This window comes from Paracoccus marcusii (assembly GCF_028621715.1).
GTDB lineage: Bacteria > Pseudomonadota > Alphaproteobacteria > Rhodobacterales > Rhodobacteraceae > Paracoccus > Paracoccus marcusii.
Genome location: NZ_CP117466.1, coordinates 1,052,563 through 1,075,525 on the forward strand (window position 1 = coordinate 1,052,563; position 22,963 = coordinate 1,075,525).

General features: G+C 66.3%; 26 protein-coding genes. 9 read left to right on the top strand and 17 right to left on the bottom strand.

Annotated elements, in window-relative coordinates:
* Positions 1 to 3: 3 nt before the first annotated feature.
* Both PRL19_RS05100 and PRL19_RS05105 read right to left on the bottom strand, forming a co-directional pair.
* Positions 4 to 876: a phosphoribulokinase gene (locus PRL19_RS05100; protein ID WP_273744096.1), complete on the bottom strand. Its 873-nt coding sequence runs from the start codon at positions 874 to 876 to the stop codon at positions 4 to 6.
* A gap of 7 nt (positions 877 to 883) precedes the next feature.
* Positions 884 to 1,762, bottom strand: coding sequence for an FIG domain-containing protein (locus tag PRL19_RS05105; RefSeq protein ID WP_273744097.1), 879 nt, complete (start codon positions 1,760 to 1,762; stop codon positions 884 to 886).
* A gap of 98 nt (positions 1,763 to 1,860) precedes the next feature.
* Between PRL19_RS05105 and cbbR the strand changes: the two genes are divergently transcribed.
* The gene (gene cbbR, locus PRL19_RS05110; RefSeq protein WP_273744098.1) at positions 1,861 to 2,793 is read left to right on the top strand and encodes a LysR family regulator CbbR; all 933 of its coding nucleotides are present in this window, start codon (positions 1,861 to 1,863) and stop codon (positions 2,791 to 2,793) included.
* A gap of 117 nt (positions 2,794 to 2,910) precedes the next feature.
* Here the strand turns inward: cbbR and PRL19_RS05115 are convergent, their stop codons facing one another.
* Both PRL19_RS05115 and fliK read right to left on the bottom strand, forming a co-directional pair.
* On the bottom strand, positions 2,911 to 3,579 hold the full coding sequence (locus tag PRL19_RS05115; protein WP_045982334.1) for a flagellar hook capping FlgD N-terminal domain-containing protein: 669 nt from the start codon (positions 3,577 to 3,579) through the stop codon (positions 2,911 to 2,913).
* Positions 3,580 to 3,588: 9 nt separating this feature from the next.
* The gene (fliK, locus tag PRL19_RS05120; RefSeq protein WP_273744099.1) at positions 3,589 to 4,851 is read right to left on the bottom strand and encodes a flagellar hook-length control protein FliK; all 1,263 of its coding nucleotides are present in this window, start codon (positions 4,849 to 4,851) and stop codon (positions 3,589 to 3,591) included.
* Between the two features lie 152 nt (positions 4,852 to 5,003).
* On the opposite strand from fliK, the gene PRL19_RS05125 reads away from it, so the two are divergent.
* From PRL19_RS05125 to PRL19_RS05160, 8 genes are all read left to right on the top strand, one after another.
* Complete coding sequence (locus PRL19_RS05125) at positions 5,004 to 5,201, top strand: rod-binding protein (RefSeq protein WP_273744100.1); 198 nt, start codon at positions 5,004 to 5,006, stop codon at positions 5,199 to 5,201.
* Positions 5,198 to 5,515, top strand: coding sequence for a hypothetical protein (locus tag PRL19_RS05130; protein WP_273744101.1), 318 nt, complete (start codon positions 5,198 to 5,200; stop codon positions 5,513 to 5,515). The genes PRL19_RS05125 and PRL19_RS05130 overlap by 4 nt, the downstream gene beginning before the upstream one ends.
* A 169-nt stretch (positions 5,516 to 5,684) precedes the next feature.
* Positions 5,685 to 6,527 (top strand): flagellin N-terminal helical domain-containing protein, encoded by an 843-nt coding sequence (locus PRL19_RS05135; protein ID WP_045982357.1) that lies wholly within the window; start codon positions 5,685 to 5,687, stop codon positions 6,525 to 6,527.
* Positions 6,528 to 6,613: 86 nt separating this feature from the next.
* Positions 6,614 to 6,979: a flagellar biosynthesis regulator FlaF gene (gene flaF / locus PRL19_RS05140; RefSeq protein ID WP_273744102.1), complete on the top strand. Its 366-nt coding sequence runs from the start codon at positions 6,614 to 6,616 to the stop codon at positions 6,977 to 6,979.
* Positions 6,976 to 7,380, top strand: a complete 405-nt coding sequence (gene flbT, locus PRL19_RS05145) for a flagellar biosynthesis repressor FlbT (protein ID WP_273744103.1) — start codon at positions 6,976 to 6,978, stop codon at positions 7,378 to 7,380. Before flaF ends, flbT begins: the two co-directional genes overlap by 4 nt.
* A gap of 7 nt (positions 7,381 to 7,387) precedes the next feature.
* Positions 7,388 to 8,161: a DUF1217 domain-containing protein gene (locus PRL19_RS05150; protein ID WP_052715248.1), complete on the top strand. Its 774-nt coding sequence runs from the start codon at positions 7,388 to 7,390 to the stop codon at positions 8,159 to 8,161.
* A 139-nt stretch (positions 8,162 to 8,300) separates the two neighbouring features.
* The gene (carB, locus tag PRL19_RS05155; protein WP_273744104.1) at positions 8,301 to 11,639 is read left to right on the top strand and encodes a carbamoyl-phosphate synthase large subunit; all 3,339 of its coding nucleotides are present in this window, start codon (positions 8,301 to 8,303) and stop codon (positions 11,637 to 11,639) included.
* A gap of 27 nt (positions 11,640 to 11,666) precedes the next feature.
* Positions 11,667 to 12,377, top strand: a complete 711-nt coding sequence (locus PRL19_RS05160) for a biosynthetic peptidoglycan transglycosylase (RefSeq protein WP_273744105.1) — start codon at positions 11,667 to 11,669, stop codon at positions 12,375 to 12,377.
* Here PRL19_RS05160 and PRL19_RS05165 read toward each other — a convergent pair.
* The 13 genes from PRL19_RS05165 to pcaD form a co-directional block, all read right to left on the bottom strand.
* Positions 12,355 to 12,948, bottom strand: coding sequence for a hypothetical protein (locus PRL19_RS05165; RefSeq protein ID WP_273744106.1), 594 nt, complete (start codon positions 12,946 to 12,948; stop codon positions 12,355 to 12,357). The two genes, PRL19_RS05160 and PRL19_RS05165, sit on opposite strands and share 23 nt — an antisense overlap.
* Positions 12,949 to 13,021: 73 nt before the next feature.
* The gene (locus PRL19_RS05170) at positions 13,022 to 13,570 is read right to left on the bottom strand and encodes a BrnA antitoxin family protein (RefSeq protein ID WP_273744107.1); all 549 of its coding nucleotides are present in this window, start codon (positions 13,568 to 13,570) and stop codon (positions 13,022 to 13,024) included.
* 186 nt (positions 13,571 to 13,756) lie between these two features.
* On the bottom strand, positions 13,757 to 14,494 hold the full coding sequence (locus tag PRL19_RS05175) for a glycosyltransferase family 2 protein (RefSeq protein WP_273744108.1): 738 nt from the start codon (positions 14,492 to 14,494) through the stop codon (positions 13,757 to 13,759).
* A gap of 72 nt (positions 14,495 to 14,566) precedes the next feature.
* Positions 14,567 to 15,286: a hypothetical protein gene (locus tag PRL19_RS05180; RefSeq protein WP_273744109.1), complete on the bottom strand. Its 720-nt coding sequence runs from the start codon at positions 15,284 to 15,286 to the stop codon at positions 14,567 to 14,569.
* Positions 15,287 to 15,310: 24 nt separating this feature from the next.
* Entirely contained in the window at positions 15,311 to 15,781 is a 471-nt protein-coding gene (locus PRL19_RS05185) for an ArnT family glycosyltransferase (protein ID WP_273744110.1), read from the bottom strand.
* Complete coding sequence (locus tag PRL19_RS05190; protein ID WP_273744111.1) at positions 15,778 to 16,065, bottom strand: lipid-A-disaccharide synthase N-terminal domain-containing protein; 288 nt, start codon at positions 16,063 to 16,065, stop codon at positions 15,778 to 15,780. Before PRL19_RS05190 ends, PRL19_RS05185 begins: the two co-directional genes overlap by 4 nt.
* Positions 16,066 to 16,547: 482 nt before the next feature.
* A complete protein-coding gene (locus PRL19_RS05195; protein ID WP_273744112.1) occupies positions 16,548 to 17,645 on the bottom strand; it encodes an alkene reductase in 1,098 nt (365 codons plus the stop codon).
* 531 nt (positions 17,646 to 18,176) lie between these two features.
* Complete coding sequence (locus PRL19_RS05200) at positions 18,177 to 19,508, bottom strand: lyase family protein (RefSeq protein ID WP_273744113.1); 1,332 nt, start codon at positions 19,506 to 19,508, stop codon at positions 18,177 to 18,179.
* Between the two features lie 97 nt (positions 19,509 to 19,605).
* Positions 19,606 to 20,445 carry a 3-oxoadipate:acetyl-CoA acetyltransferase gene (locus tag PRL19_RS05205; protein WP_273744114.1) on the bottom strand — a complete coding sequence of 280 codons (840 nt, stop codon included), beginning with the start codon at positions 20,443 to 20,445 and terminating at the stop codon, positions 19,606 to 19,608.
* The gene (gene pcaG, locus PRL19_RS05210; protein ID WP_194886046.1) at positions 20,438 to 21,031 is read right to left on the bottom strand and encodes a protocatechuate 3,4-dioxygenase subunit alpha; all 594 of its coding nucleotides are present in this window, start codon (positions 21,029 to 21,031) and stop codon (positions 20,438 to 20,440) included. Before pcaG ends, PRL19_RS05205 begins: the two co-directional genes overlap by 8 nt.
* 1 nt (position 21,032) lies before the next feature.
* The gene (pcaH, locus tag PRL19_RS05215) at positions 21,033 to 21,746 is read right to left on the bottom strand and encodes a protocatechuate 3,4-dioxygenase subunit beta (RefSeq protein WP_273744115.1); all 714 of its coding nucleotides are present in this window, start codon (positions 21,744 to 21,746) and stop codon (positions 21,033 to 21,035) included.
* The gene (gene pcaC / locus PRL19_RS05220; protein WP_173403393.1) at positions 21,743 to 22,132 is read right to left on the bottom strand and encodes a 4-carboxymuconolactone decarboxylase; all 390 of its coding nucleotides are present in this window, start codon (positions 22,130 to 22,132) and stop codon (positions 21,743 to 21,745) included. The genes pcaH and pcaC overlap by 4 nt, the downstream gene beginning before the upstream one ends.
* A complete protein-coding gene (pcaD, locus tag PRL19_RS05225; RefSeq protein WP_273744116.1) occupies positions 22,129 to 22,911 on the bottom strand; it encodes a 3-oxoadipate enol-lactonase in 783 nt (260 codons plus the stop codon). The genes pcaC and pcaD overlap by 4 nt, the downstream gene beginning before the upstream one ends.
* Between the last annotated feature and the right edge of the window lie 52 nt (positions 22,912 to 22,963).

The window sequence follows — 22,963 nt, forward strand, 5'->3', positions numbered from 1 at the left end:
GGGTCAGGCGCGCTTGGCGTCATGGGTCAGGCGCAGGATCATCGGCGTCAGGATCAGCTGCATCGCCAGGTCCATCTTGGGGCCGGGCACGACGATCGAGTTGGCGCGGCTCATCCAGGATCCGTCGATCATCTGGGTCAGATAGGGAAAATCGATGCCCCTCGGGTTGCGGAACCGGATCACCACCAGGCTTTCGTCGGCGGTGGGGATCCAGCGGGCGATGAACGGGTTCGACGTGTCAACCACCGGCACGCGCTGGAAATTGATGTCCGTCTGGGTGAACTGCGGACAGATGCAGTGCACATAGGCGTGCATCCGCCGCAGGATGGTGTCGGTCACGGCCTCGGTCGAATAGCCGCGCTGGGCGCTGTCGCGGTGGATCTTCTGGATCCATTCCAGATTGATCACCGGCACCACGCCGATCTTCAGATCGGCCAGCGCGGCCAGGTTGACGGTGTCGTTGGCCACCGCCCCGTGCAGCCCCTCATAGAACAGCAGGTCGCTGCCATCCGGAAAAGGCGCCCAGTCCGTAAAGGTGCCGGGCGCGCTGCCCCAGCGTTCCGCCTCGCGGTCGTCATGGACGTAATGGCGGGTCTGGCCGCGCCCCGTTTCGCCATAGATCCGAAAGATCTCCTCCAGCGCCTGCAATTCGTTGGCGTCATAGCTGAAATGGCTGAAGGTCGCGTCGCCCGCGGCCAACCGGGCAGCCAGTTCCGCCTTCATCGCGGCGCGGTCATAGCGGTGAAAGGCATCGCCCTCGATGCTGACGGCGGTGATGCCCTCGCGGCGAAAGATCTGGTCGAAGGTCGACTTGACCGTGGTGGTGCCCGCGCCCGAACTGCCGGTGACCGAGATGATGGGATGCTTGTGGCTCATGGGGTCCTCAGGTGCGGAACAGGCCGCGATGGCCGAACAGGGCCGACACCTCGGCCTCGGGCAGGTCGTGATAGGCGGCGACGCGGTCGACCTTGTCGACGCAGCCGAAGACCAGCGGCGTGCGGCTGTCGAACCCGGTGATCACCGCGTCCAGGATCGGCAGCGCGCCGTCCGTCGCCCGTCCCCCGGCCTGTTCGATCAGAAACGCGATGGGCGCCGCCTGATGCAGCATCGACAGGCTGCCCCGCCCGTGGCCCGACCGCGCATCGGCGGGCGCCAGATAGATGCCGCCGCGCATCAGGATGCGATGCGCCTCGGCCACCAGCGACGGGGTCCAGCGCAGGTCGATGGTCCGTCCGCGCGGGCCCTGAACGCCGGCCAGGCAGTCGTCGACATAGGCCCGCACGGGGCGCGGCCAGTGGCGGTACTGCGACATGTCGATGGCCAGGTCGCGCACGGCGTCGGGCAGGGTGGCCCGCGCCCGTTCGATGGCGAAGGCCCACCCGTCCAGCGCCTGCACCTGCACGCCGTCGCCGCAGGTCAGCACCATCAGGCAGCGCGGTCCGTGCATCACGTATCCCGCCGCCCGCATCTGCCGCGCGGGGCGCAGAAAGCTGTCCTCGGCCGTGGCCGCCGCGTCGAAGATCGCGAACAGGGTGCCCGTGGGGGCATTGGCATCAGGCTGGTCGGGCGGCGAATGCGCGATGGCCAGGGCCAGCGCGCCCTGCGGATCGCCCCCTTCGGGCGTGGCCCGATCCGCCCGGCTGATCCAGCGCAGCCCCTTGCCTCGCAGCGCAGCCCCGGTGGCCAGGTGGCGCGCCAGATCATCCAGGCAGGCGTGCAGATCGGCCGGGATCAGGTCCGTGTCGATGGTCGCTTCGGTCATCGTCCCCTCCCCGGCACGAGTGCTGCCAAGGGACATTGACAGGCGCCCGCGTTTCGGAAAATTTAATAAGGCGAAAGACGCATTCAGGAAAACTTAAGATGCGCCATGATGCCGTCACCCTGCGCCAGTTGCGCGCCCTGCGCGCGGTCGCCGACAGCGGCAGCCTGACCCAAGCCGCGGCGCAGCTGGGTCTCAGCCCGCCCGCCATTCACAGTCAGCTGAAATCGCTGGAGGATCTGGCTGGGGCGCCGTTGCTGCAGCGCGCCGAGCACGGGGCCTTTCGCGCCACCGCACAGGGTCGTGCCCTGCTGATGGCAGAGGCCCAGATCGCCACCGCACTGGCCCGCGCCGGGCGCGAGGTCGCGTCCCTGGCCCAGGGGCACAGCGGCAACGTGGTCCTGGGGGTGGTATCCACCGGCAAGTATTTCGCGCCGTTCCTGGTCGCCACGCTGCAACGCGCCCTGCCGCGGATCGAGGTGACGCTGCGGATCGGCAACCGCGACGCGATCCTGGCCGCGCTGGCCGCGGATGAGCTGGACCTGGCGATCATGGGCCGCCCGCCGCGCGAACCCGCCGTGATCGCCGCCCCCGTCGGGCCGCATCCGCACATCATCATCGCGGCACCCGACCATCCGCTGGCGGCCCAGGACCCGGTGATGCCGATGGACCTGCTATCCCAGACCTTCCTGTCGCGCGAGGAGGGGTCCGGCACCCGCATCCTGATGACCCGCTTTCTGGACCGCATCGGCGAAGGCACGCCCTGGCGCGCGACCGAGATGGGCACGAACGAGACGATCAAGCAGGCGGTGATCGCGGGCCTGGGGATCGCGCTGATCTCTCAGCATACCTGCACGGAGGAATTGCGCACCGGCCGCCTGGTTGCGCTGCAGGCCATCGGCCTGCCCATCCAGCGCAGCTGGTACCTGCTGCACCGCGCCGACCGCGCGCCCAGCCCGGCCACCGAACGCATCCGCGCGGCCATCGCGGGTCTTGGCGGCAGCTTCCTGCCCCGTCTGGAGGGGCGCGGCTGATCTTGCCGGTTCCGGGTCGTGTTGTCGTGCGGCCGTCGCCCGGTCAAATACGAACGGCCGGCCGCTATGGCGGGCCGTTCCCCTAATCCACCGACACCGCCTCTTAACGCTGATCCGTCAGCCGGCGTCGCGCAGGGCCGTGACCTCTCCCGCCGGGGCAGAGGCGCCGCCTTCGAACACGACCCGCCCGCCGCTGGCGTCGAACTGCGCCTCGACGATGCGGGCATAGGCGCCGACCTTGCTCTCCAGGATCATCTCGCCGCCGCGCCGGCTCTCCAACGTAAAGCTGTACAGCCCGTCGGGCAGCTTGGTGTCGTCGGCGCTGCGGCCCAGCCAGTCGATCTGGCCCTCTCCGGGGCCGATCTCCTCGCGCGTCACCTCGCGACCCTGCGCGTCGCGGGTGACCAGCTGCACGCTGTCGGCCAGGGAATGGGGCACCACGTCCAGGGTGATGGCGTCGTCGCCGAACCAGACCGGGGCGGTGGTCCGCCCCTCCTTGCCGATCCAGCCCGCGATGCCCGCACCACCGGCCTGCCCGGCCATCTGCTCCAGAAACTTGTTGCTCAGCGCCGCCTGTTCGACCCCGGCGAACGTCGCCAGCTGGATCGCAAAGTCTGTGCTTTCCATGGGGTTCAGCGGATCCTGGTTCTGCAGCTGCGCGGTCAGCATGGTCAGGAACGTCTGAAAGTCCCCTCCCGCGCCGGCGCCTGCGAACCCGCCCGCGCCTGCCGCAGAGGGGGTGGCTGCGGGAATGGTCACTGTCGGGCTGGTGATCGCGTCAACCATGAAAGGCTCCTATAATCTGATGTCCAGGCGGCGGTCGCTCAACGCGGTGGGTGACATGCGGACCCGCAAGGGGGCGGCCGAAAGGGGAATGTCGTCGTCATCGCCGGCACGGCCCTGCGCAGGCTGGCTGTCGCTGCGGTCGTCGCGGCGGAAATCCAGACTGCCCGCGGACACGCCCGCATCGGCCAGCTGCTGCGTCAGCAGGTCCGCGTTGCGGCGCACCAGGTCCAGCGTCTCGGGGCGCTCGGCCCAGATGGTGATCTGGCCGCGATCGGGGCCCGACATGACCAGGCGGATGCGGCCCAGCTCCTCGGGGGACAGGGCGATCTCGGTCCGGTCGCCACGGGTGCTGACCAGCGCGTCGGTGACCTGCTGCAGCACGGGGCGCGGATCGTGCGACGCAGCCTGCCAGCCAGACCCGGCAGCGGCGGTGGGCCGTGCGGCGGCGGGGGTGTGCGAATCGGTGCCGAAGGGCAATTCGGCCAAGGTCTCGGCAAGGCCTGCGGGCAAGGCGATCTCGGACCGAGCGGCAATGACGGGGTCGCGGGCCACCATTGGCGCCGGACGGTCCGGTGCCGCCCGGTCGACCGGGGGCGGGGCGGCGTTGATCGGGCCGGCATCGACGGGACGGGCGGTCGCGGCGCTCTCGGTCGCCGGGATCGGACGGCCCGGGCGCGCCGGTGCGACAGGCTGGCCGCCGCCATGGATCGGGGCCACCTGTGCGGCGGTTGCCCCAGGCAGGGTGGGGGCCGGGTTGGCGGCCTGCTGTGTGACGCCTGCAGCGACGATGCGGGTCGTGGTCGGCGCGACTGCGATCTGCACGGCCGGCGCCTCCGCGGGATCAGTCGCAGCAGGGGTCGTCGGATCGGTCGATTGCGGTGCCGTTGGAACCGCATCGCCGATCAGGCTCGCATCGGATGTCTGTGCGTCCACGGGCAGCAGGCTGGCCAAAGGATCGCCGCCCTGAATGTCGGCTGATTCGTCAATCTCGGGCGCTGGCAGCTGCGGAAGGCCTGCGGCCAGCGCCTCGATCGCGGGATCGGTGCCGGGCGGTGCGCTGAACTCTCCGCTGAAGCCCATCTGCTGCTGCAGCCATGCCGCAAGCGGGTCCTTCGGTGGTGCCGACACCGCGGTCGCCGGAGCGGCTGGTACCATCGCGCCTGCCGACCAGACATCGAAACCCGATTCGCCCGTCACGTGAACAGGCGTCGCCGCATCGACGAAGGCCTCGGCGCGGGTGGGTATGGGCGATATGATCTGGATGTCAGCCATGAAAAAGCCTCTTTGGGTTTTTTCCTGATTAGTCCTTATTCCTTACTAATTATTTACGACGCCCCGATATTTTGAATCCCATCGTCATATGCAGCGGGGACCGAATGCAGATCGAACCGATTATTCCCACGGCGGCTCAAAAGCCCTCGTCCGTGGCCGTCGCGAATCAACTTGAACACGCATTTCTGGAGGAGATGCTGAAATATTGCGGCCCCGGCCCGTCCGAAGGCGCCTTTTCCGGCGGCGCCGGAGAAGAGCAGTTCTCCAGCTTCCTGACGCGCGAACATGCGGGGCTGCTGGCGGAACGTCTGGACCTGGGCTTTGCCGCCATGCTGGAGGGCCGCGCATGAGCCGCGCCCTGACCCGCCAGGTGGCCCAGATCCGCGGCGCGCTGATGGCCGGAAATGCCCAAGCAGCGCTGACAGGATTGGACGAACTGACCCGCATCGCCGCGCGCAAGGGCATCGACACCCCCACCCGTGATCTGCTGGAGCCCGCCTTGGCCGACCTGCGCGCGCTGGCACAGGCCTCGCTCAAGGGCGCGCAGCAGGCGGCCGAACAGGTGCGCGCCATCGTGCAGGCCGCGCGCAGCCTGCAGACCTATGATTCCCTGGGTCAGCGGCACGTGAATGAAACCCGCGCGAATGCACCGCAAAGGTTTTGATAAAATGCGTCGGAAGGTTTGTTTGAGAGGAGGGCCGATATTCACTAGTTGTCAATAACCGGCCGCTAAACCGGGGACATGCCAGGGAAATGGCAAGGGCAACCGCCCGACAGGTCAGAAGGCCACAAGATGCAACCTGGGTGCAAAGCACCTTATATCGGAGGACACCATGTCCAGCATTCTGACCAACAACAGCGCCATGGTCGCGCTGCAGACCCTGAAAAGCATCAACTCGCAGCTGGGTAAAACCCAGTCCGACATCGCGACCGGCAAGACCGTCGCGAACGCCAAGGACAACGCTGCCGTCTGGGCGATCTCGAAAGTCATGGAAACCGACCAGTCGGCATTCAAGACGATCCAGTCGAACCTGAACGTGGCCGACGCCGTGGTGGGAACCGCCCGCGCTGGCGCCGAGCAGATCACCGATCTGCTGAAGGAGATGAAGAACCTGGCGATCGGCGGTGCCAACGACGCTGCTGACTTCGGCAAGATCCAGACGGATATGGCGAAGAAGGTCGAGCAGATCACGGCGATCATCGAGGGGACGCAGCTGAACGGCGTCAACCTGCTGAAGACGAACCCGACCGGCACCAACACCGCCTTTACGGTTCTGGGTTCGCTGGACCGCACCAACGGCACCGTGGCCACCGGTGCTGCCAACATCGAGGTCGACTCGGTCGACTTCGAGGCAGGCCTGGATGTCGCCGGTCTGACCGCGGTCACCGACCGTGCCTCGGCCGAAACCGCGATCGGCGAGATCGAGGCCCTGATCGACGTCGCTGTTCAGGGTGCCGCCGATCTGGGTTCGGCCGGCAAGCGGATCTCTGACCAGTCCAGCTTCGTGGGCAAGCTGTCGGACTCGCTGAAAACCGGCATCGGCTCGCTGGTCGACGCCGACATGGAGGAGTCGTCGGCTCGCCTTCAGGCCCTGCAGACGCAGCAGCAGCTGGGCATCCAGGCGCTGTCGATCGCCAACCAGGGGCCGTCGGCCGTCATGTCGCTGTTCCGCTGATAAGACCGGCGGGCGCCCCAAGGGCGCCCGCCACCCTCTGAATATCATTCAGCCCCTGATCACACTCCAGAATGGGAAGCACGATCTTGAACGCGGTAACGCCACTGACCGACCATGGCTACAGGACATCCGCCATCCGCTCTCCGCGCGATGCGGAATACGACATCTTCTCGCGCGTCACGCGCATGCTGCGGCAGGCCCCGCGAAAGGCCGACAACACCGATACCATCCAGGCGGTGCACAAGAATTCCGAACTGTGGACGATCCTGGCAACCGACCTTGCCGATCCCGGCAACGGGCTGCCCGATCAGGTCAAGGCCGGCCTGATTTCGTTGGCGGGATTTGCCATCCGCCACGGTCAGGCCGTGATGGCGGGCAGCGCCCAGACCGATCCGCTGATCGACATCAACATGACCGTCATGCGCGGTCTGCGCGGAGAGAGCGCACCATGAGCGGCCTTGTCCTCAAGCTGGCACCGAACGAACGCGTCCTGATCAACGGCGCGGTAATCGAGAACGGCGACCGCCGCACCAAGATCGCGATCAAGACGCCCAATGTGAACGTCCTGCGCCTGCGCGACGCGATCCACCCCGATAGCGCTCAGACACCGGTGTCGCGCGCCATGTATGTCGCGCAGATGATCCTGTCCGGCGATGCCGAACCGTCCGAGGGCCGCCGGCAATTGCTGATCGCCATCGAACAGCTGAGCCAGGTGTTCGACGATCGCGACAGCCGCCTGCTGTTGGCCGAGGCCAGTGCCGCCGCGGTCGATTCGAATGCCTATCAGGCGCTGCGCAAGCTGCGCGATCTGCTGCCCCGAGAGGCGCGGCTGTTCGCCGCCGCCCGGACGTGAGGGTATCATGACCATCTCTGTCGGCGCCACGGGCCTGCTGGGCTGGAAGATCGTCCAGCGAACCGAGGCCCGGCAGATCGAATCCGTTGCCCGCGACCCTGTGGTCCAGCGCAGCACGACCTACTTCCGTGACAAGATCGCGGCCACCACCAAGGCCGAGGAGCTAGTCAAGGATTACCGCCTTTTGAGCACGACGCTTTCGGCCTTCGGGCTGGAGGCGGACCTGCCCAACAAGGCCTTCATCCAGAAAGTCCTGGAAAGCGATCCCGCGGACAAGTCGTCGCTGGTCAACCGTCTGGCCGACAAGCGCTATCTGCGCATGAACGAGGCAATGGGCTTTGGGTCGACGAAGCCCGCCAAGGATCTGGCCGACACCATCAGCACCGCCTTTGTGCAGCGTGAATTCGAACGGCGCATCGGTGAAAGCGACGACAACCTGCGTCTTAGCCTGAATGCCCGGCGCGAGGTGCAGGAGCTGGCAGGCCGCACCTCGACCGACCGGACCCTGTGGTTCGAGGTCATCGGCAACGCCCCGCTGCGCAAGGTCTTTCAGGGTGCATTCGGGTTCGGCGACAACTATGCCCGACTGCCAATCGACCGCCAACTGGAGGAATACACCAAGGCTTCGGAGAGGCTGCTGGGCAGTTCCAGCTTCAAGGATATTTCCAAGCCCGAGAACGTGGAGAAGCTGATCCAGACCTTCATGGCGCGATCGCAGCTGACCACGTCGCCGACGGCCAATCGCTACAGCGCGGCGCTGACCCTGTTGCAGAACTTCTGACCCTGCGTCACCCTAGCGGCGGGCAAAGCCTGATTTCCACGCGCCAGCGGCCCGCCGCACCTTGCGCCCAAGGCGTGGCTGGCTATAACCCCGGACGATTTGCCGCGATCGATGCACGACCAGCCCGGGGGCCAGAACCATGCCGAAACGTACCGATATCAAGTCGATCCTGATCATCGGGGCAGGGCCCATCGTCATCGGGCAGGCCTGCGAGTTCGACTATTCCGGGGCCCAGGCCTGCAAGGCGCTGCGCGAGGAAGGTTACCGGGTCATCCTGGTGAACTCGAACCCGGCGACGATCATGACCGACCCGGAAATGGCCGATGCCACCTATATCGAGCCGATCACCCCCGAGATCGTCGAAAAGATCATCGCCAAGGAACGCCCCGACGCCTTGCTGCCGACGATGGGCGGTCAGACTGGGCTGAACACCGCCCTGGCCTTGGCCGACAGCGGCGCGCTGAACCGCTATGGGGTCGAGCTGATCGGCGCGCAGCGCAGCGCCATCGAGATGGCCGAGGACCGCAAGCTGTTCCGCGAGGCGATGGACCGCATCGGCTTGGAGAATCCCAAGGCCACGATCATCGCCGCCCCCAGGCTGGCATCGGGCAAATACGACATCAATGCCGGCGTCAGCCAGGCGATGGACGCGCTGGAGGAGATCGGCCTGCCCGCGATCATCCGCCCGGCCTTCACCCTGGGCGGCACCGGCGGCGGCGTGGCCTATAACCGCGACGATTACGAACGCATCGTCCGGTCGGGCCTAGACGCCTCGCCCATGGCGCAGGTTCTGATCGACGAAAGCCTGCTGGGCTGGAAGGAATACGAGATGGAGGTCGTGCGGGATCGCAACGACAACGCCATCATCGTCTGCGCGATCGAGAACATCGACCCGATGGGCGTGCATACCGGTGACAGCATGACCGTCGCCCCGGCCCTGACCCTGACCGACCGCGAATACCAGATCATGCGCACGGCCAGCATCGCGGTCCTGCGCGAGATCGGCGTCGAGACCGGCGGTTCCAACGTGCAATGGGCGGTGAACCCCGCCGACGGCCGCATGGTCGTGATCGAGATGAACCCCCGCGTGTCGCGGTCGTCCGCGCTGGCCTCCAAGGCCACCGGCTTTCCGATCGCCAAGATCGCCGCGAAGCTGGCGGTGGGATACACGCTGGACGAGCTGGACAACGACATCACCCGCGTCACGCCCGCCAGCTTCGAGCCCAGCATCGATTATGTCGTGACCAAGATCCCGCGCTTTGCGTTCGAGAAGTTTCCGGGCAGCAAGCCCGACCTGACCACCGCGATGAAGTCCGTGGGCGAGGTCATGGCGATCGGCCGCAGCTTCCACGAATCGCTGCAGAAGGCGCTGGCCTCGATGGAGAACGGCCTGACCGGCCTGGACGAGATCGCCATCGAGGGCGCGTCCGAGCAGGGCAAGCCCGCCGTCATCGCTGCCCTGTCCAAGGCCACCCCCGACCGCATCCGCGTCATCGCCGAGGCGATGCGGTTCGGCCTGTCGGATGACGAGATCCATCGCGTCACCAGCTTTGACCCGTGGTTCCTGGCCCGCATCCGCGAGATCATCGATGTCGAGCATCAGATCCGCGAGAACGGCCTGCCGACCGATGCCGACGGGATGCGCCGCATCAAGATGATGGGCTTTACCGATGCCCGCCTGGCCCACCTGACCAAGACCGACGAGACAACGGCGCGCCGCGCCCGGCGCAACCTGGACATCCGCCCGGTGTTCAAGCGCATCGACACCTGCGCGGCCGAGTTCGAGGCCCAGACCCCCTACATGTATTCCACCTACGAGGCGCCCGCGATGGGCGACGTGGAATGCGAATCCCGCCCCACCGATGCGAAAAAGGTCGTCATCCTGGGCGGCGGTCCGAACCGCATCGGCCAGGGGATCGAGTTCGACTATTGCTGCTGCCACGCCTGCTATGCGCTGACCAAGGCGGGCTACGAGACGATCATGATCAACTGCAACCCCGAGACGGTCAGCACCGATTACGACACCTCGGACCGGCTGTATTTTGAACCGCTGACCTTCGAACACGTGCTGGAGATCTTGCATACCGAACAGCAGAACGGTACCCTGCACGGCGTCATCGTCCAGTTCGGCGGCCAGACGCCGCTGAAGCTGGCCAATGCGCTGCAGGACGAGGGTATCCCGATCCTGGGCACGACCCCCGACGCCATCGACCTGGCCGAGGACCGCGAGCGGTTCCAGCGCCTGCTGCAGGATCTGGGCCTCAAGCAACCGATCAATGGCATCGCCAGCAGCGACGCCCAAGCCATCGAGATCGCCGAGCGCATCGGCTTTCCGCTGGTCATCCGCCCGTCCTATGTCCTGGGCGGCCGCGCGATGGAGATCGTGCGCGACATGGACCACCTGCGCCGCTACATCACCGAGGCCGTGACCGTCAGCGGGAAAAGTCCAGTCCTTCTGGACAGCTATCTGTCCGGCGCGATCGAGGTCGACGTCGACGCCCTGTGCGACGGCGAGACCGTCCACGTCGCGGGCATCATGGAGCATATCGAAGAGGCCGGCGTCCATTCGGGCGACAGTGCCTGTTCGCTGCCGCCCCACACGCTGGATGCGGCGACCGTCGCGGAACTCAAGGTCCAGACCACGGCCATGGCCCGTGCGCTCAAGGTCAAGGGCCTGATGAACGTACAGTTCGCCCTGAAGGACGGAGAGATCTTCGTGCTGGAGGTCAACCCGCGCGCCAGCCGCACCGTGCCCTTCGTCGCCAAGGCCACGGACAGCGCCATTGCCTCGATCGCCGCGCGGCTGATGGCGGGCGAGCCCATGTCGAACTTCCCCGCGCGTGCGCCCTATCCCGAAGGCGTTGGCCCGGAAACCGACCTGCCCTTTGCCGACCCGATGACGCTGGCCGACCCGATCACGCCCTGGTTCTCGGTCAAGGAGGCCGTGCTGCCCTTCGCCCGCTTCCCCGGCGTCGACACGCTCTTGGGCCCGGAGATGCGCTCGACCGGAGAGGTCATGGGCTGGGACCGCAACTTCGCGCGCGCCTTCCTCAAGGCGCAGATGGGCGCGGGCACCGACCTGCCGACCACCGGCCGCGTCTTCCTGTCCGTCAAGGACGCCGACAAGACGCCCGCCCTGGCGCAGGCCGCCCGCGACCTGGTGACGATGGGCTTCGATCTGGTCGCGACCTCGGGCACCGCCGATTTCCTCGACGCCGAGGGCGTGTCGTCCACCCGCGTGAACAAGGTCTATGAAGGCCGCCCGAACATCGTTGACCGCCTCAAGAACGACGAGATCGCGATGGTCCTGAACACGACCGAAGGCGTCCAGGCCATCGCCGACAGCCGCGACATCCGCGCCGTCGCCCTCTACGACAAGATCCCCTACTTCACCACGGCCGCAGGCAGCATCGCCGCCGTGGCGGCGATCAAGTCGCGTGAGGAAGGGGAAGTCGGAGTGAGGTCGTTGCAGGCTTAACGCTACATACTCAAAAAGAGGTTTTCTATGGGCCAACGGCAACTAAGAAATGGCCTGAGTCTTAGGAAATTCCTTATAGGGATGAATGAAGATCTTGACGTCCTAACGTCTTGGGTAAGGCAACATGGATTAGCCGATTGGCACTCATCAATCGATGCCACTTATATTCAGTCGAAGGATCGACCGCCGGTCGTGACAGACATTTTAATTTTAGAAGACCGCAAGTTTTTTTCTCATAGAGGGTTCGAAGTTCGGGCCATTGCGCGAGGCGCAAAGCGGCGGTTTGTATATGGGAAGTTTGGAGGAATTAGTACTATTGATCAACTCCTAGTAAGGACATGCTTTAAAAGAAGTGAAAGGACAATATCCCGGAAGGGGAGGGAAATCATCCTTGCATATATACTTAATATGCATCAATCTAAAGGAGAAATATTAGCGGCTTTTGTGAATTCTGCTTATTTTGGCCCTCGTTTAAATGGCGTCGACACTGCAGCAGAAGTGATATTTGGTTGCCGCGCATGTGATCTGAGTGATAATAAAAGCGCGCTTATAGCTAGCTTACTTCCTTACCCTCTCCCTGCTAATATTTCTCTAGATCTACGTCGTAAAGGACCCGCCCCAAGCTCCGAGGAAATTTTATTAAAATATGATCTTTCTAACCCTTGGTGGGTATCTCGGATCAAGATGAGAATGTCATACGTGACACAGTTGCGGGCTAAATATTCAGAAGTCGTTTGATAAGCCACCAGTTAGTTATGTACTCGTTACTGGGGTTATTCCAAGATGAAAGTTTCCGGAGTGACCCAAAATCTTCGGCTGAAATTTTATTTGCAAGGCGCGCGCAAAACTCAAAAACCTTTGCTGAAATAATGGACAGGTCTTTATCTATTTCTGAAACTTCCGACTCAGAGCGATTATTCAATTTTGCAATTGTCGAAATTCTATTTCCATTTTTTACGATTCTGTCATTAAGCGTTTTCTCGAAATCAAGAACCGAAGCATATGAGGTGTAGAATCTTAGTCGATATCTAAGATCGTTGTAGCTTCCCGAATATTCTTTGACGGAATCCATGTAGCTTTTCTTGTATTCAGATGAATTTTCATCTTCTAGATTGAGCAAGTATAGTCTTTGACAAGCTATCCTTTTGTCAAAAATTCTGGCTATATCGCGCAATAGATCATTGGCTTCTCTGGTTTCTCGGGTGCGAATTTCTTCATGCGTCGCCCTTAACCAATGTCGTCTCTGGTAGTTAGCTGTGATAAAAATTCCTACAATTGCAAGAATGGCTGCGATAGGTATACCAAACATTGAAGATAGTCCTTTGAAGCTTGCATGTATTTACTGCCTTGATTCGACCAAGTAACAAGCTTTTCTTCGATTTTCATAGCCCGCTCTTAGCTCTCAACTGCTCCAACAAAGCCCGCTTCCCCGCCGCAATCAGCCGCCGAGGCCCCTCCATCGGCACCCCCGGCGCATCCGGGGGCAAGGGCGTCTCGCCCATCTCGGCCCAGGCCGCGTCCTCGGCGCGCTGCAGGTCGCCGAATTCGGGGCGGGGGCCGTCCATGCCCTCGGCCTCGCGGCGCTTGAGGTAATCCATCGTCTCGGCCCCCTCGATCAGCCCTGCCAGCCGCGCATGCATCCACGCCGCCATCAGCCGGTTGACCCGCACCTGCCAGTCCGGCCCCATCGAGCGAAAGAACGCCACCACATCCGCATCCAGCCGCAGCGTGACGCGCGTCTTGGGCGCCGTGCCCTTTTCCTGCGCGATGCGGTGCCAGTCGTCGGGAATGCGCATCCGCGCCATGACGGTGCTGTGCAGGTCCCATTCCAGCATCCGCATCGCTTCGGCCAAATAGTAGTAATCCGCGTGCCGGGTTCCTTCGGCCTTGGCGACAGACACATTGTCTTCGCGGTTATGGATGTCCGGCAAGCTGCGTCCCGACCGTTAACGATGCCTAAGCGACCGTGCGTTGTCGGTGTACGCCCTGTATCTGCGCGATGCGCCCTCAGTGACCACCTGGCGCGCGCCGTTCCGGGTTAGAAGAAAGCAATCCGTGACCTAGCCATGCGCCGCGCGCGCCGCTGTTTCAGCGCGCCCAATCCACGGCCCCGTTTTCTACCAACAACTCAGCATCCAGCAGCGCAGCCCCTGTCCACCACCACCACCACTCATTCCTACCCCGCGGGCTAGCCGCGCTCTTGTATCTGGCGGCCGGTAGTGATGCGGACCTCTCCGCCAAGCACGTTCAGGGGAATGGCATGGGCATCGCAGAGGGCCTTGGATGGCGGTGATGCCGATGGACGCTGCAGAGCCGGTGATCAGGAGGCTCATGCTGTGCCCCTTAGGTCGGTGGCTCCGGACCGGGCCAGGTCGCGCGTGCAGCCCGCAGCCGCTGTCGCGCACGCCGTCGCGCAGCAGTGCGTTGCGGATGCCGTTCGCCGCGGCCCAGGCCAGCCGCCGGGACGGGCGGTCGCGGCGGTCCACCCGCTGGCCCTGGACCAGGCCCAGCGCAATGCCGCCCCCGGCAAATGACTCCAGCAGGGCAGGAATGTTGTCGGGCGGGTTCTGACCGTCCGCATCCAGCGTCACGATCAGCGCCCCGCGCGCGGCCCAGACCCCGCTGCGGATCGCGGCGGACTGCCCGCAGGACCGGTCGTGGCAGATCACCCGCAGCTGCGGCAGCCGCGTCTGCAGCGCGGCCAGTTCGGCCCGCGTTCCATCGCGCGAGGCGTCGTCGATAACGATAATCTCGTGCGCGTGGTCCCGCAGAGTGGCGGCGATGCCGGTCAGCAGGGCGGTGATGTTGCCGGCCTCGTCGCGGGCGGGCAGGACGACGGAAATGTCGGGCGTCATGGCGCGACCTTCTGTGAGCGGTGAAGGGTATAGGTCTTGTCGCGGAACGGCAGCGGCAGGACAGGGGTCATGCTAGGGAGGCGGGTCCGTCTGGTCCAGAAGCACGCCGCCCGGATGGTCGCGCAGCCACCCCGCAACGGCGTCGTCGGACAGGCGGGCGACCGGGTTCAGCAGGCGTCCGGAAAAGTTCAGCTGCACGTGATAGGTGCCGTCGGTGACGGCGATGCCTGCGGCATCATGGGGCGTCACGGCCCGGCCCAGATCGGTCATGTCATAGCACGCGGACAGCAGCGGGCTCAGCCCGAGATGCAGCCCGATCATCAGCGCCAGCGGCAGCGCGGCCAGCGCCGTGACCCGCGCCCGCAGCCGCAACCGCAGGAACGCCCCCATGGCCCAGACCGCCGCCAGCCGCGTGCCGGGATCGGCCCACAGTTGCCTTGGCCGCAGCGCACCAAGCCCCGCCCCGGTCCAGCCGAACGGCCAGACCATCGCGGGTAACAGGGCGGCATAGAACCACCAGGGTTTGCGATGGGCAAAGGATGCCATCATGCGCCCGCCGCTTTGCCGCCACGGGACCTCGATGCGGTACTCCGGCCCGCCCAGGATCAGCGCGGGCACCAGCCACAGGCCGACCGCCACCAGCGCGACGGCCAGCGCCAGCGTCAGCCCGCCCGCCCATTGTCGCGCCGACGGGCGGTCCCGCCCTGCCCACAACGGCATCGACAGCGCCACGGGCAGCACGTAGATCAGGATCACCGGCCCCTTGGCATAGACGCCCAGGGCCACGGCCATTCCCAGAGCAACCCAGGCCCCGCGTCACGGCCTGCGGACCGCCGACCACAGTGCTAACTTCGCCAGCAGCGTGGCCACGGTCAGCATCGCGTCGGACATGGTCGTCGATCCGAACAGCAGCCAGACCAGCGACACCGCCAGGATCAGCGCCGCAGCCCCGCCGCGCGCTGGCCTGTCCGGCCGCAGCCGCAATGCCAGCAGCCGGATCATTGCCACGCAGGCTGTCGCGAAGGCCGGCCCGACCAGCCGGGCCGCGAAGGCATCGACGCCCACGACCGCCCACACCAGGTTGATCAGCCAGAACAGCAGCGGCGGCTTGTGCCCGTAGATCGCCCCGTTCAGGTGCGGAACCCAGGGCGACCCGCCGACAGGCATCTCCCACGCGGCGGCGAGATAGCGTGTCTCGTCCACGGGCATCAGTGGGCGCAGCAGGATCAGCGTCAGCGCGGTCAGCGCGAACAGCAGCGTAGCGAACAGGACGGGACGCATCCTCATGCCGCGACCATCTGGCGATGCCTGCGGATCAGCATAAGGTTGCGCCGATAGACGAACAGTCCCAGCCCCAGGCCCAGCCCCTGGCCCGGCACAAAGACCGGGTCACCACGCCACGACGCATAGGCAAAGAGGGTGACCCCGCCCGCCAGCGAGACCCACAAGAACGGATGCGGGACGACACTGCGTCGCATTCGTTCGCTGGCCAGCCACTGGGTGACGAAACGGGCGCTGAACAGTGCCTGCCCCAGAGACCCGATCCCGAGCCACACCGTCTGTCCCGTCATCCGCCAAGCCGCCCCGTCGTTGCAGGACAGCCGTGCCCCGCAAGGCTTGCAGCAAGCGTGCAGTCGAGAGCTTGGATGCGCCGAACTGCATTGTCGATCGCCGGGCGTCTTCCAAAAGGCCTGTCATCGAATGGCCGGGGCCGTCCCTCAGGTCATGGCAGCTGCGACACCGGGCCGCTGATAGGCCGTGGAATCAGGGGCCGCGCTGGCCCGGACGCCCCATTATGGTTTCAGCCGGATGCGACCCCCCATCAAGGCTGTGCCGACTATCTATGGTCAGTGGAGGCCAACTGACGGGGCATGCTCACCGCCGTGATCGGGCCAAATCATCTTAGATAGGGGGACGTTGCGAAGTGGTTAAGCTGCCATCCTGCTGTCCCGCCATCCAGTGAACTGCGTCGCATGACAGGGACCAGCCCCTGTATCGGGCCGGTCCATCGGGTGCGACGCGACGCCCTGTCATGGGGCGCCGCGGAGGGGACTCAGGCCTGATCGGCCGTCGCGTCCATCGGCGGATAGTCCACATAGCCTTCGGCACCGCCGCCATACATCGTGGACTCGTCGGGCTTGGCCAGGGGTGCGCCGGCCTTCATCCGCGCGACCAGGTCGGGGTTCGCGATGTAGGGGCGGCCAAAGGCGAACAGGTCCGCCTTGCCCTCCTTCAGGCGTTTCGTCGCCAGGTCCAGGTCATAGCCGTTATTGGCGATATAGGTGCGTGAGAACCGCTGGCGCAGGCTGTTGAAATCGAACGGCGCCACGTCGCGCGGCCCGCCGGTCGCGCCCTCGACGACGTGGATGTAGACCAGGCCAAGCGCCTCCACCCCGTCCACAATGTGATCGAACTGCGGCTGCGGATCGCTGCAGGACACCCCGCCGGCCGGAGAGACCGGAGACAGGCGGATGCCCGTGCGGTCCGCGCCGATCTCGGCCACGACGGCTTGGGCCACCTCCAGCATCAGCCGGGCGCGGTTTTCGACCGAGCCGCCATAGGCGTCGGTGCGCTTGTTCGCGCCGTCCTTGGCGAACTGGTCCAGCAGATAACCGTTGGCCCCATGGATCTCGACCCCGTCGAAGCCCGCCTCGATGGCGTTGGCCGCAGCCTGGCGGAAATCGTCGACGATGCCCGGGATCTCGTCCAGGCGCAGGGCGCGCGGGGTCGAGGTCTCGACAAATCCGCCGTTCACGAAGGTCTTGGTTTCTGCCGCGATCGCCGAGGGGGCCACGGGGGCCGCGCCGCCCGGCTGCACGTCGACATGCGACACCCGACCCACATGCCACAGCTGCAGGAAGATGCGCCCGCCCTTGGCATGGACCGCATCGGTGACCTTTCGCCATCCGGCGATCTGTTCGGGCGTATAGACGCCGGGCGTGTCCTGATAGCCCTGCGCCTGCGCCGAAATCTGCGTCGCCTCGGCGATGATCAGCCCCGCGGTCGCGCGCTGTGCGTAATATTCGGCCGCATGGGGTCCGGGCACCAGGCCTTCTGCGGCGCGGTTGCGGGTCAGCGGTGCCATGACGATGCGGTTCGCCAGGCGCAGGGGGCCAAGGTCATAGGGCTGAAAGAGCGTGTTCTGGTTCATCGTTTCCGCTTTCCGGGTGTGATTGGTCATGGTCGTTCAGGGCAGGTAACGCGCAGCGGGCGGAATGTTTTCAGGGCCGTGAAATATTGCCTGACGCACGGTGTCGCAGCATCCGCAGCCCGGGCGATGGGGGGCTGACAGCCGCGGCACAAGGCGGGCGGTCTAGGCACGGTAGAGCCTGCGCGTCGCCTAAGCCATTCCATTGCCAAGGGGCGTTTCCGTCCCCTCATCGGGGCATGGTCAACTGCTTGCAGACCCCTTACTGATCGTGAGGCGGACCTTCGCCGTAGCGACGCGATGAGGGGGACGTTGGCTGGGCGCAGGTTGGTTTAGGGCGCCGGCTGCCGAACTCCGGCATGACTTCTGGCAGCCGGGGTTTGTCCAGGCATGGGATGATGCATGACCATCTCAACAGGGAAGGGCGCCCGCCGCGACGGGGTCGTGTCGGAAACGCCAGCCACGGCGGGCCTTGCGACGACCGCTGGTCGTGCGCCTGCTGTTCACCTTGCCGCCAGACCGACAGACCGACGCCTAGGGCATACGGGTCCGCTGACGGTCGGCAAAGGCGCAGGCCTCCTGCGGGGCCAGGCCGAGACCGTTGGCGCGGACCAGCGCGGCCCAGTCCCGGTCCGGCCATTCCTTCCGGGCCAGGTCCAGCAGGTCGCAACCCTCCGCCAGGGCGGTTGCGCAAAGCTGACCGACCCTGCCTGCGACAGAGGCCCGGTCCAGGCCCAGTTCGGCCAGGACCGCGAATGTCAGCGCCTCGGCATGGATGGTGCCGGACCCGCCACCAAGGTCGCGCTCCATTGCCTGGGGGTCAGGGGTCAACCGGTCCAGGACATCCTGCGTCAGCCGCAGCATCGCGCCCAGGCTGACGCAGATCTGCGGCAGGGTCAGCCATTCGGTGAACCACGCCGCACCGTCGCGGTTCTGGCGATGCACCCCCGCCGCCCCGAAAACCGATGCCAGCCCGATCACCTGCCGCGCCAGTGCCGCCAGCGCCGACGGGCCGACCGGGTTCTGCTTCTGTGGCATGGTCGAGGATGCCCCCCCGCCCTCGATCCGCACCAGGGCCAGGCCCGACTGCGTCATCAGCAGCAGGTCCTCGGCCAGCTTGGCCAGGGCGACGGCCACCGCCGCAGCCCAATCCGCCAGCCGACCCAGCCCTGAACGGTCGGAATGCCAACCATGGCCGGGATCCGACAGGTCCAGCGCCCGCGCAAGGCCCGCCCGCACGGCCGGGCCCTGCGGACCCATCGCCGACAGCGTGCCCGCCGCCCCGGACAGCGAGACGCGAAGCACCGCGTCGCGAACCCGTGCCAGATCCTGTGCGTGATCCAGCAGGGGCCATCCCCAGCTGGCCGCGACCGCACCGAAGCTGGTGGGTGTCGCCGTCTGGCCATAGGTCCGCGCGGCCATGGGCAGGGTGGCGTGCCGATCCGCCAGCGCAGCCAGCTGGGTCAGAACGGCATCCAGGCGGGCGCCCCACAGGTCCAGCATGGGGCGCAGGCGCAGGGCCAGCGCGCTGTCCATGATGTCCTGGCTGGTGGCGCCCCAGTGCAGATGCGCGGCCGCGGGATCGCCGGCCATCTGCCGCCGCATCTCCTGGACCAGGGCGGGGACGGGGACGCCGTTGCGGGCGGTGGCCTGGGCCAGGGATGCCGGATCGATCATCAGGCCACGGCTGGCCGCGGCGATGGCCGGACCGGCATCGGGGGGGATGACCCCAAGCTGCGCCTGAACCCGGGCCAGCGCGACTTCGACCCGGATCATCGCGTCCAGTTCGGCCTCGGCCGTGAACAGCGCCTGGGTGTCCGGGTCGCCGAACAGCATGGCATAGAGGGGGTTTCCGGCCGCGGTCATGGACCGACCATGCCAGGGCTGCGCTCCCCCTGGCGGCGCGGGCCGTGGGTCGGCGGTGGCAGGGGCGATTGCCGCCCCGTTGTTACCTGCGCATGGGTCATGATGCGACCTCTGGCAGGTTCAAAATCGCGCGGGCCTGCTGCCATGTCGCCACCGGACGGCGATAGCGGTCGCACAGGTCCACCACCCGCCGCACCAGCGCCGCGTTGGACGGTGCCAGGCGCGTGCGGTCCAGGCGCACGTTGTCCTCCAGGCCCGTGCGGGCGTGACCGCCCGATGCCACGGCCCATTCGTTCAGGACGATCTGGTTCGGGCCGATCCCCGCCGCGCACCAGGGCGCGTTCGTGCCGAACAGCCGCCGGACCGTGGCGATGTAGTAGTCGAACACGTTGCGGTCGACCGGCATGGCGTTCTTGACGCCCATCACGAACTGCACATAGGGCCGGGTGGTCAGTCGCCCGTCCTGCCACATCGCATGGGCCTGCAGGATGTGGGACAGATCAAAGGCTTCGATTTCAGGCATGACGCCGTGGGTGGCCATCTGCGCCGCCAGCCAGTCCACCAGGTCGGGGCTGTTTTCATAGACGCGGGCCGGAAAGTTGTTCGACCCGACCGACAGGCTGGCCATGTCCGGCCGCAGCGGCAGCATGCCGCCACGGTCGCGGCCCGCGCCCGATCGCCCGCCGGTGGACAGCTGCACGATCATGCCGGGGCAATGCCGGCGGACCCCCTCTAGCAGGCGGGCAAAGCGGTCGGGATCGCTGGTGGGCTTGCCTTCGTCGTCGCGGACATGGGCGTGAACGATGGCGGCGCCCGCCTCGAAGGCCTCGTGGGTCGATTCGACCTGTTCGGCGATGGTCACGGGAACGGCCGGGTTGTCGGTCTTGGTCGGAAGGCTGCCGGTGATGGCCACGCAGATGATGCAGGGGTCAGACATCGAGAAATACCGTTTCCTTGTCACCTTGCAGGTGAATGTCGAAGTGATAGTGGCCGTCGGCGCCACGGGCGATCAGGGTGTCGCGGCGATGCGGCTGTTCGATCAGGGACAGCACCGGGTCGGCGGCGTTGTCCTGATCGGCGAAATACATCCGCGTCTGCAGTCCGGTGTTGATGCCCCGCGCGACCAGCCACAGCGACAGGTGCGGTGCCTGCATGCGGCCCCGCGGCCCCGGCACGGCGCCGGGCAGGACGGTGTCCAGCGTGAACTGCCCGGTGTCGAAATCGGGCACCACGCGCGCCCAGTGCCGGAACCCCGCGGCGGCCCCCGGCTGATCGGGGTACAGCCCGGCCGCGTCGGCCTGCCAGACCTCGATCAGCACGTCCCGGACCGGTGCGCCCATGCCGTCGAAGACGCAGCCGGTGACGCGGATGCGCGGGCCGGGCACGTCGTCCGGCATGGGGTCAAAGCCCAGTTCGGTGTCATAGATGTCGAATCCTGCCGCCCGCGGGGCCAGCCCGATATGGACATAGGGTCCGGCGGTCTGGGACGGGGTCTCCTTGAGGTAGTTCAACGGCTGCGGCATGTCAGTTTCCCTCCGACCGGTTCTCGAAGAAGGTCGACCGCCGCCCGCGCAGCACGATGTCGAACCGATAGGCCAGACAGTCCAGCGGCACCGCCTGGTTCAGGTCCAGCGGGGCGATCAGCGCGTCGATGGCGCGGGGATCGGGGATCGCCTGCACGATCGGGCAATGCGCGATCAACGGGTCGCCCTCGAAATACATCTGGGTGATCAGGCGCTGCGCGAAGGCCGTGCCGAAGACCGACAGGTGGATATGCGCGGGCCGCCAGTTGTTGACCCAGTTGCGCCACGGATAGGCGCCGGGCTTGATGGTCCGAAAGGCGTAATGGCCCTGATCGTCGGTCAGAACCCGCCCGCAGCCGCCGAAATTCGGGTCGATCGGGGCCAGATAGCCGTCCTTCTTGTGGCGGTACCGGCCGCCGGCATTGGCCTGCCAGATCTCGACCAGGGTCTGCGGGACGGGGCGGCCGTCCTCGTCCAGGACGCGTCCGTGGACGATGATGCGTTCGCCCACCGGATCGCCGTCCTTGGCATAGTTCGCGATCAAGTCGCCATCCAGCGGGGTGATGGCCCCATGACCGAAGCGGGGGCCGGTCAGTTCGGACACGGTGCCCTCGATCGACAGCATCGCCTGTCGCGGCGACCGCGCGACCGAGGTCTTGTAGTCCGGGGCCAGCGCGGGCGGATGCCAGGTGCGGTCGCGTTGATAGAGCGTCATGCCTGTCCTCCTTCGGCATCGGCCTCGGCAAAGATGCGGCGGGCCAGGGCGATGGCGTGATTGGCGCGCGGGACGCCGGCATAGATGGCGACGTGCAGCAGCGCCTCCATCACGTCGTCGCGGCTGGTGCCGGTGTTCGGGATGGACCGCAGGTGCAGGGCCAGTTCGCCGTCGTTGCCAAGGCCCGCCAGCAGGGCGATGGTCATCATCGACCGCTCGCGCAGCGGAATCGTGCCGCGCGACCAGACATGGCCCCAGGCCGCATCGGTGATCAGCGCCTGGAACGGCGCGTCGAAGGGCGTCTGCGCGGCCTGCGCGCGGGCGACATGGGCCGGTCCCAGCACGCGTCTGCGGGTGGCAAGGCCGGTGTCTGACAATTCGGTCATGCGGCATGTCTTTCCAGAAAGGGGGTCATCAGCGCGGCGTGGGCGTCGGGCGTCTCGACGCAGGGCAGGTGGCCCGCGCCGGGGATCAGGTCGAAGGTCGCACCGGGGATCAGGTCGGCGGTGGCGCGCACCACGTCGGGGGGCGATGCGCCGTCGGCCTCGCCCGCGATCACCATCGTGGGCAGGCGCAGTGCGGCGCTGGCCTGCCGTTGATCGGCCCCGGCCAGCGCCCGGCAGGCGGCGACATAGCCCGCGGCAGGCGTGCGGGCCAGCATGTTGCGCCAGGGTGCCAGCGCGGGCGTCGCGCGGAAGGCCGGCGCGAACCAGCGTTCCATTACCGCATCCGCGATACCGGCCATGCCGTCCCGTTCCACCGCGTCGATCCGGGTCTGCCAGCTGTCGGGCGTGCCAAGACGCGCGGCGGTGTTGGACAGGATCAGCGCGCGGACCAGATCGGGCCGGTCGGCCGCCAGGCGCTGCGCGATCAGCCCGCCGATGGACAGGCCCAGCACGACCACCGGGCCGGGGGCCGCGGCCTCGATCAGCGCGGCTGCGTCGGCGGCGTGGTCGGCGATGCGGTCTGCGGCGCCCAGATCCGACAGCCCGTGCCCCTGCTTGTCATAGCGCAGATAGCGCAGCCTCTGCGGCAGCAGCGGCAGGACCGCGTCCCACAGACGCAGATCCGTGCCAAGCGAATTGGCCATCAGCACCACCGGCGCGCCCGTTGGCCCGTCCAGCCGATAGTGCAGCGCGCCATAGGGGCGGGACAAGATTTGCATGGATAACCCTCCTGTCCATAACGTAACATGGGGGCAGGATCTCCGATAATGC

What these genes read in the sequence shown, in the direction of transcription:
- PRL19_RS05100 (WP_273744096.1), bottom strand. Translation starts at nt 876, where the DNA reads ATGAGCCACAAGCATCCCATCATCTCGGTCACCGGCAGTTCGGGCGCG.
- PRL19_RS05105 (WP_273744097.1), bottom strand. Translation starts at nt 1,762, where the DNA reads ATGACCGAAGCGACCATCGACACGGACCTGATCCCGGCCGATCTGCAC.
- cbbR (WP_273744098.1), top strand. Translation starts at nt 1,861, where the DNA reads ATGCGCCATGATGCCGTCACCCTGCGCCAGTTGCGCGCCCTGCGCGCG.
- PRL19_RS05115 (WP_045982334.1), bottom strand. Translation starts at nt 3,579, where the DNA reads ATGGTTGACGCGATCACCAGCCCGACAGTGACCATTCCCGCAGCCACC.
- fliK (WP_273744099.1), bottom strand. Translation starts at nt 4,851, where the DNA reads ATGGCTGACATCCAGATCATATCGCCCATACCCACCCGCGCCGAGGCC.
- PRL19_RS05130 (WP_273744101.1), top strand. Translation starts at nt 5,198, where the DNA reads ATGAGCCGCGCCCTGACCCGCCAGGTGGCCCAGATCCGCGGCGCGCTG.
- PRL19_RS05135 (WP_045982357.1), top strand. Translation starts at nt 5,685, where the DNA reads ATGTCCAGCATTCTGACCAACAACAGCGCCATGGTCGCGCTGCAGACC.
- flbT (WP_273744103.1), top strand. Translation starts at nt 6,976, where the DNA reads ATGAGCGGCCTTGTCCTCAAGCTGGCACCGAACGAACGCGTCCTGATC.
- PRL19_RS05150 (WP_052715248.1), top strand. Translation starts at nt 7,388, where the DNA reads ATGACCATCTCTGTCGGCGCCACGGGCCTGCTGGGCTGGAAGATCGTC.
- carB (WP_273744104.1), top strand. Translation starts at nt 8,301, where the DNA reads ATGCCGAAACGTACCGATATCAAGTCGATCCTGATCATCGGGGCAGGG.
- PRL19_RS05160 (WP_273744105.1), top strand. Translation starts at nt 11,667, where the DNA reads ATGGGCCAACGGCAACTAAGAAATGGCCTGAGTCTTAGGAAATTCCTT.
- PRL19_RS05165 (WP_273744106.1), bottom strand. Translation starts at nt 12,948, where the DNA reads ATGTTTGGTATACCTATCGCAGCCATTCTTGCAATTGTAGGAATTTTT.
- PRL19_RS05175 (WP_273744108.1), bottom strand. Translation starts at nt 14,494, where the DNA reads ATGACGCCCGACATTTCCGTCGTCCTGCCCGCCCGCGACGAGGCCGGC.
- PRL19_RS05180 (WP_273744109.1), bottom strand. Translation starts at nt 15,286, where the DNA reads ATGGCCGTGGCCCTGGGCGTCTATGCCAAGGGGCCGGTGATCCTGATC.
- PRL19_RS05185 (WP_273744110.1), bottom strand. Translation starts at nt 15,781, where the DNA reads ATGAGGATGCGTCCCGTCCTGTTCGCTACGCTGCTGTTCGCGCTGACC.
- PRL19_RS05190 (WP_273744111.1), bottom strand. Translation starts at nt 16,065, where the DNA reads ATGACGGGACAGACGGTGTGGCTCGGGATCGGGTCTCTGGGGCAGGCA.
- PRL19_RS05195 (WP_273744112.1), bottom strand. Translation starts at nt 17,645, where the DNA reads ATGAACCAGAACACGCTCTTTCAGCCCTATGACCTTGGCCCCCTGCGC.
- PRL19_RS05200 (WP_273744113.1), bottom strand. Translation starts at nt 19,508, where the DNA reads ATGACCGCGGCCGGAAACCCCCTCTATGCCATGCTGTTCGGCGACCCG.
- PRL19_RS05205 (WP_273744114.1), bottom strand. Translation starts at nt 20,445, where the DNA reads ATGTCTGACCCCTGCATCATCTGCGTGGCCATCACCGGCAGCCTTCCG.
- pcaG (WP_194886046.1), bottom strand. Translation starts at nt 21,031, where the DNA reads ATGCCGCAGCCGTTGAACTACCTCAAGGAGACCCCGTCCCAGACCGCC.
- pcaH (WP_273744115.1), bottom strand. Translation starts at nt 21,746, where the DNA reads ATGACGCTCTATCAACGCGACCGCACCTGGCATCCGCCCGCGCTGGCC.
- pcaC (WP_173403393.1), bottom strand. Translation starts at nt 22,132, where the DNA reads ATGACCGAATTGTCAGACACCGGCCTTGCCACCCGCAGACGCGTGCTG.
- pcaD (WP_273744116.1), bottom strand. Translation starts at nt 22,911, where the DNA reads ATGCAAATCTTGTCCCGCCCCTATGGCGCGCTGCACTATCGGCTGGAC.